This is a genomic window from Zoogloea sp. (assembly GCF_030157465.1).
Taxonomy (GTDB): Bacteria; Pseudomonadota; Gammaproteobacteria; order Burkholderiales; family Rhodocyclaceae; genus Zoogloea.
This window is the reverse complement of sequence record NZ_JAOAUU010000007.1, coordinates 1-6,827: the sequence shown is the minus strand read 5'-3', so window position 1 is coordinate 6,827 and position 6,827 is coordinate 1. Positions and strand designations below refer to the sequence as shown.

6 protein-coding genes are annotated in these 6,827 nt (G+C 69.0%); 5 read left to right on the top strand and 1 reads right to left on the bottom strand.

Annotated features, from left to right (window positions below):
* Positions 1-112 precede the first annotated feature (112 nt).
* Positions 113-1,894 (bottom strand): PQQ-dependent methanol/ethanol family dehydrogenase, encoded by a 1,782-nt coding sequence (locus tag Q1W26_RS01335; RefSeq protein WP_300434839.1) that lies wholly within the window; start codon positions 1,892-1,894, stop codon positions 113-115.
* 399 nt (positions 1,895-2,293) lie between these two features.
* On the opposite strand from Q1W26_RS01335, the gene Q1W26_RS01330 reads away from it, so the two are divergent.
* From Q1W26_RS01330 to Q1W26_RS01310, 5 genes are all read left to right on the top strand, one after another.
* A complete protein-coding gene (locus tag Q1W26_RS01330; RefSeq protein WP_300434841.1) occupies positions 2,294-3,052 on the top strand; it encodes a quinoprotein dehydrogenase-associated SoxYZ-like carrier in 759 nt (252 codons plus the stop codon).
* On the top strand, positions 3,049-3,996 hold the full coding sequence (locus Q1W26_RS01325; protein ID WP_300434836.1) for a quinoprotein relay system zinc metallohydrolase 1: 948 nt from the start codon (positions 3,049-3,051) through the stop codon (positions 3,994-3,996). The genes Q1W26_RS01330 and Q1W26_RS01325 overlap by 4 nt, the downstream gene beginning before the upstream one ends.
* A complete protein-coding gene (locus Q1W26_RS01320) occupies positions 3,993-4,769 on the top strand; it encodes a TonB family protein (protein WP_300434833.1) in 777 nt (258 codons plus the stop codon). Before Q1W26_RS01325 ends, Q1W26_RS01320 begins: the two co-directional genes overlap by 4 nt.
* On the top strand, positions 4,766-6,196 hold the full coding sequence (locus tag Q1W26_RS01315; protein ID WP_300434831.1) for an ATP-binding protein: 1,431 nt from the start codon (positions 4,766-4,768) through the stop codon (positions 6,194-6,196). The genes Q1W26_RS01320 and Q1W26_RS01315 overlap by 4 nt, the downstream gene beginning before the upstream one ends.
* Positions 6,193-6,827 (top strand): response regulator transcription factor (locus Q1W26_RS01310; RefSeq protein WP_300434829.1); only part of this gene is annotated, 635 nt, incomplete at its 3' end. The genes Q1W26_RS01315 and Q1W26_RS01310, both read left to right, overlap by 4 nt.

The following is a 6,827-nucleotide window of genomic DNA, read 5'->3' as shown; positions in this document are numbered from 1 at the left end:
TTGACGCTTCCTTGCTGCGGCAAAAAAGTGTCAACCTATTTCAGGACGGGTCACAGCCAATAAAAAAGGCACGGACGAATCCGTGCCTTTGTGCGCTGCAAAGATCGGCCGCTTACTTGCTTGCGACCTTGCTGTCGTGCAGCTTGAACACCCACACCGAACCGCCCTGTTCCAGGAAGTTCACGCGGCGGGCCACGTCGCCGCCCCACAGGGGAACCGCGCCGCCCCAGCCGGACACCACGGCGACGTACTGCTCGCCGTTTTCCTGCCAGGTCACCGGGGGTGCAACCACGCCGGAACCGGTCTGGAAGGACCACACTTCCTTGCCGGTCTTGGCGTCCAGTGCCTTCAGGAAGCCTTCCGGGGTGCCATAGAAGCTGAGGCCGCCGCCGGTGGTCAGCACGCCACCCCACAACGGGGCGAAGTTCTTGTTCTCCCAGACGATCTTGCCGGCAACCGGGTCAACCGCGCGCAGTGCGCCGATGTAGTCGTCGTGCAGGGCCTTGATCGTGAAGCCGGCGCCCAGGTAGGCCGCACCGCGCTTGTACGAGACCGGCTCGTTCCAGATGTCCATGCCCCATTCGTTGGCCGGCACGTAGAACAGGCCGGTTTTGGGGTTGTAGGCGATCTGTTGCTGGTTCTTGCCACCCAGGAAGGACGGTGCCGAGAAGACGGTCTTGCCCTTCTTGCCATCCTCGCCGGCGGCAGTGGGATCGCCCGGACGGCCGCCTTCGGTGTAGATCGGACGGCCGGTGGAGAGGTCGAAGCCCTTGGCCCAGCTGATGTCCTTCACGAAGGGGAAGGCGTTGATCAGCTTGCCGTTGGTACGGTCGATGACGAAGAAGAAGCCGTTGCGGTCGGCCTTGCCGCCGGCCTTGATGATCTGGCCGGTCTTCGGATCCTTGTAGTCGAAGGACACGAACTCGTTTACGCCGTCGAAGTCCCAGCCGTCGTGGGGCGTGGTCTGGTAGTGCCAGACGATCTTGCCGGTATCCGGGTCGATGGCCACGGTGGCCGACGAGTACAGGTTGTCACCGGGGCGCAGGTGGCTGTTCCACGGGGCCGGGTTGCCGGTGCCGGCAAACACCAGGTTGGTGTCGGGATCGTAGGTGGCGCCGTTCCAGGTGGCTGCGCCGCCGGTCTTCCAGAGGTCGCCCGTCCAGGTGGCGTTGAGGGTGCCGGAGATGCCGTTTTCGACCTTCTCGCCATTCACCCACTTGTAGCCCATGTTGCCTTCGACGGTCGGGCGCATCCACACCATCTTGCCGGTCTTGGCGTCACGGGCTTCCATGCGGCCCTGCACGCCAAACTCGCCACCGGACACGCCGGTGATGACCAGGCCCTTGACGATCAGCGGCGCTGCGGTGGCGGAGTAGCCGGCGGCGTAGTCGTCGATCTTGTCCTTCCACACGACCTTGCCGGTGTCCTTGTTCAGGGCCACGAGCTGGGCGTCCAGCGTGGCGAAGATCACCAGGTTGTCGTACAGCGCGGCGCCGCGGTTAACCACGTCGCAGCAGGGCATGATGCCTTCGGGCAGGCGGTGCTCGTACTTCCAGAGCTTCTTGCCGGTTTTGGCGTCCAGCGCAAACAGGCGGCTGTAGGACGCGGTGACGAACATCTTGCCGTCGTGGATCAGCGGCTGCGATTCCTGGCCGCGCTGCTTCTCGCCCCCGAAGGAGAAGGACCACACCGGCACCAGGTTCTTCACCGTCTTGACGTTGACCTGTTCCAGCGCGCTGTAGCGCTGGCCCTGCTGGCCAAGACCGAAGTGAACCACGTCACCGGTGGTCTTTGCGTCGTTGAGGATGTCGGCGTCGCTCACTTCCTTCGCCTGGGCTGCACCGGCAACCAGCAGCGCGGCAGCGATGACGGACATCGCGAACGGCTTTTTCATTTTTCTGCTCCTTTGGGTCATTGAGTGTCTCCTTTTGAAAGGTGCTGAAGCACGCTCCGGGCGGCCACCTCCCGGCCCAACCAAAGCGCGCTTCAGACCCTTTCCGCAAGAGCTGTGCCACCGCAGCGGCCAACCACGCCGAAAGCCCTCCGGCGGGAAAATTTCCCGATACAAAACGGAATTCGTCCTCCTCCCCCAGGCTCGCCCGCCTGTCACGGCTGCTTCATTCCTCATCAACTGCTCCAAAGCGCAGCAGCCCGGAGCGGAACAGGACGCAGCGTGGGCAAGCGGAAGACGCGTCCAGGCCGGGCCGCAGCCACTGGCACAGAGCTTGCGGAGTCTTCGCTCATACAGAGCTGCCGCCCACGTGCAGGCCGCCAACAGGAGACAAGCTTGAACATCCACCACGCCATTGCTGTAGCAGCACTCGCGCTCGGCCCCGGCATCGCCGCGGCGCAAACCGACCCGCTCGACTCGCCCCGCTGGGGCGACATGAAGAAGGAGTTCCTGCCGGCCGCCGCGCGGGTGGTGTTCGACGAACGGGTGCGGGTAATCGCCCCGCTCACCGCCGAGAACGCCCTCAACGTGCCGGTGAGCGTCGACGCCAGCGCGCTGCCCGACGTGAAGGAAGTGCTGGTCTTCGCCGATTTCAACCCCATCGCCCGGATCGTCCGCTTCGAGCCCCGCGGCGCCCGGCCGGGCCTCGGCTTTCGCATCAAGCTGCAGCAATCGTCACCCGTGCGCGCCGCGGCCCGCACCGGCGACGGCAGCTGGCACGTGGGCGGCACCTGGGTCAACACCACCGGCGGCGGCTGCACCCTGCCCTCAACAGGTAGCGCCTCGCCCGAATGGCAAAAGCGCCTGGGCGAAGTGAGCAGCCGCGTGTGGCCGAAGAAGGAAGGCGGCGAGCGCATCCGCCTGCGGGTCATCCACCCCGAGGACACCGGCCTCGCCGCCGGCATTCCGGCCTTCTACATCCAGCAGCTCGACCTGGCCGACGCCGCCGGCACACCGCTGATGCACATCGAGGGCTTCGAGCCCCTCGCCGAAAACCCGGTGTTCACCATCGACATTCCGCCCGCCCGCGCCGCCTCCGGCTACCGGGTGAGCGGCCGCGACAACAACGGCAACGCCATCACGGCGACGATCGAAAAATGAGCGCCCCGGCCCGCGCCCTCATCGCCCTGTTTGCGCTTGGCTGGGCACTGCTGCTTGCCGCCGCCGACATGGACTACGGCCTCGCGCCCGAAAAAATTGCCGACGACACCTGGGTGCTCACCGGCCGCAGCGAGGATTTCAGCTTCACCAACGGCGGCAACATCGTGAACACCGCCTTCATCGTCACCCAGGCCGGCGTGCTGGTCATCGACAGCGGCCCGTCCCGCGCCTATGGCGAACAGCTGCGCCGCGCCATCGCCCGCATCACCCGCCAGCCGGTGGTGCGCGTCATCAACACCCATCACCACCCGGACCACTTCCTCGGCAACCAGGCCTTTGCGCCCGACACCCTGGCAGCGCTGCCCGGCACGATCCACGGCATTCACACCGAGGGCGGCAGCTTCAACGACAACATGTACCGCCTCGCCGGCGACTGGATGGCCGGCACCGAACCCGTCGCCCCAATCCACCCGCTTGCCGCCGGCCCGCTGGAGCTGGGCGGCCACCAGTTTGAGCTGATCGCCCTTGAAGGCCACACCGGCGCCGATCTGGCGATTCTCGACCGCAGCACCGGCGTTCTCTTTGCCGGTGACCTGGTCTTCCACGACCGCGCACCCACCACCCCCCACGCCCGTCTGCCCGCCTGGCAGGCCTCCCTCGACACGCTGGAGGCGCTGCCCTTCCGGCACCTCGTGCCCGGCCACGGCCCCGTCGCCAACGACGCCGGCCCGATCCGCCAAACCCGCGCCTGGCTCGGCTGGCTCGATCGCACCCTGCGTCAGGCCGCCGACGAGGGGCTCGACATGACCGAAGCCCTGGCGCTTCCGCTGCCCGCCGAGTTTCGCCGGCTGGCCGTGGTGGATGCCGAATACCGGCGCTCCGTCGGGCAGTTGTACCCGGCGCTCGAGCAGCAGACGCTACGCACCGGGAAGGCCCGGGAATGAGCGCCATCGCCATCCAGCCGCGTGCCGCCGCGCTGCCGCGCACGCTCAAGCTGGCCATCGGCGCCTCGGTCGCCCTCCACGCGCTGGCCCTGCTGTGGCAGCACGGCGGGCTGCCACGCATGGACGGGACGATTCCGCAAACCCTGCAGGTGGTGCTGAAGAGCGCCGCACCGATTCCAATGCCCGCCGAGGCCCGCCCCGCTCCGCAGCCGGTCGTGCCCACGCCGGCAGCCCGCACCCGGCCCGTCGACGCGGCCCGCACACCGCCGATCCTGAGCCGGCCGAGCAGCACCCATGCCGCGAAGCCTGCGCCGGCAGCGCGCACCGAAGCCGCCCCGGCAACATCCGCAGGGGTCACTCCCCCCCTCGAAGCCCCCACCGAACCCGCGCCCCGCACCCCGGCGCCCGCTCTTGCCGCAGCCCGTGTCGACACCGCGCCCCCGCCGCCCGCCGCCGAGGAAGCCCCCGATCCGGCCCAGCTCGAACGCTACGGGCGCAGCCTGTCCAGCCTGCTCGCACGGCAGCAAAACTATCCCCGCATCGCAGCCCTGCGCGGCTGGGAGGGCGAGGTGCAACTGCGCGTCACCATCGCCCGCAAGGGCAACATCGTCGCCACCCAGATCGTGCGTTCCAGCGGCTTCGAGGTGCTCGACCAGAACGCCGTCCAGCTCGTGACCTCCGCCGGCCCGCTGCCGCGCCCGCCCGAGCACCTGCAGAACCGCGAGATCCAGGTCATCGTTCCGGTGCACTACAAGCTGGAGAAATCCACATGAGCCACGCCGCATGCGCCCCCGCACAGGTTGCGGATGTTTCCATCCACGTCGCCCGCTCCCACTCGCTGCGCCTGCGCGTCAGCCTCGTGCTCACCGCGCTGGCCGCCGCCCTGGTGCTGGCCGGCGCCGCGCTGTGGGTGCGCGATGCCCGCCTGGCCATCGCCGAGGAAATCACCGCCGCCCACCGCGTGGCCGCCCAATGGCTGGCCGTGTCGGCCCGCGGCACGGCCAGCGGCGACCCGGCCTGGAGCGAAACCCGCCTGCTGGCCCACCTCGCTGCGGTCGGACGCATCCGCGCCCATCAGCTTGAAGCCCGCGATCCAGGCGGCGCGCTGCTCTACCGCTCGCCGCCCTCCACCTACAAAGCCGGCCACGACGCCCCGGCCTGGTTTGCCCACTGGCTCAACCCGGATGTCCCGGCGCTTCACATCCAGGCCGGCACACTCGCCCTCAGCCTGCAGCCCGACGCCTCCCGCGCCATCGTCGATCTGTGGGACGACCTCGCCGCCGCCACCGGACGCGCGCTGCTCGCCCTCGCCGGGCTTTTTGCCGGCTGCTGGCTGGCGCTCGACCGCGCGCTCAAGCCCCTCGACACCGTGATGGCCGCCCTCGACCGCACCGGCCAGGGCAACTTCGACACCCGCCTGCCCGAGCACGGCCCCGCCGAACTCGCCCGCCTGGCCCACGCCTTCAACGGCATGGCCGCCCAGCTCGACCGGGCCGTTGCCGACAACGTGCGCCTCAACCAGGAGCAAGCCGTCGCCCAGGCCATCACCCAACGCCTCGAAGCCGACCGCTGCGCCATCGCCCGTGAACTGCACGACGAACTTGGCCAGAGCATCACCGCCGTTGCCGCGCTGGCCGGCGCCATCCTCCAGCGCAGCGCCAGCAGCCCGGAAATCAGCCACAGCGCCCAAGTGATCCGGGAAGTCGCCTCGCGCATGCACGGCGATGTGCGCGCCCTTCTCACCCGCCTGCGCCCGCCCCTTCACGACCGGCGCCAAACCCTCGACGACGCCATCCGCGGCTACCTTGCCGCGTGGCACCAACGCCACCCGGACATCGAACTGGCCACCGAACTTTTCGCCGGCCCCCACCCGCTGCCCGATGACATCACGCTGGCCACGCTGCGCGTGGTGCAGGAATCCTGCACCAACATCGCCCGCCACGCAGAAGCCGGCCGCGTTCGAGTCCGCCTGCTGCGCGACGAGGGCGCCCTGCTGCTCGAGATCACCGACAACGGCCGCGGCATCCAGCCCGCCGCAGGCCAGCCCGGCTTTGGCCTCACCGGCATGCGCGAGCGGATCGACGCCCTGGCCGGCAGCCTCGACATCAGCAGCCCGTCCTGCGGCGGCACACGCATCCGCGCCCGCCTGCCGCTGCCTTCCTCCACCGCAGCAACCGCCCCGGAGCCCGCCCAATCATGACCAGCCACCCCGATCCCCGGCTCGACAACAAGCGCTTCGTGCTCGCCGACGACCACGCCATCGTGCGCATGGGCTTCCGCCTGCTCCTCGAAGGCGTCGGCGCCACTGTGCTGGCCGAAGCCGACAGCGGTGAAGCCGCCCAGCGCCTCGTGGCCGAACTCGAGCCCGACGTGCTGATGATGGATCTGTCGATGCCCGGCTGCGGTGGCCTCGCGGCGCTGGAGCGCATCCTCGCCCGACAGCCCGCCACCCGCGTGCTGATCGCCTCGGCCCACAGCGACCCTCTCACCGCCGAACGCGCCATCCGGGCCGGCGCCACCGGCTACCTGTGCAAACGCAGCGCGCCGGACGAGCTACTTCGCGCCGCCAGCCTGGTTGCCGCCGGCCAGCGCTACCTCGACCCCGACATCGCCGCCCAGCTGCACCGCGCCGATCGCCCCGAGCACCCGGCCGAAGCCCTCACCGACAAGGAGTTCCACGTCTTCCTGCAGCTCGCCCAGGGCCATTCGGTTGCCGAAGTGGCCGACCGCTTCCACCTCAGCCCCAACACCGTGGGCACCCACCTTTACCGCATCAAGCAAAAACTCGGCATCCAGAACATGGCCGAACTGGCGATGGCCGCCGTGCGCGC

Coding starts and splice junctions, on each gene's coding strand:
- Q1W26_RS01335 (WP_300434839.1), bottom strand. CDS start 1,894: ATGAAAAAGCCGTTCGCGATGTCCGTCATCGCTGCCGCGCTGCTGGTT.
- Q1W26_RS01325 (WP_300434836.1), top strand. CDS start 3,049: ATGAGCGCCCCGGCCCGCGCCCTCATCGCCCTGTTTGCGCTTGGCTGG.
- Q1W26_RS01320 (WP_300434833.1), top strand. CDS start 3,993: ATGAGCGCCATCGCCATCCAGCCGCGTGCCGCCGCGCTGCCGCGCACG.
- Q1W26_RS01315 (WP_300434831.1), top strand. CDS start 4,766: ATGAGCCACGCCGCATGCGCCCCCGCACAGGTTGCGGATGTTTCCATC.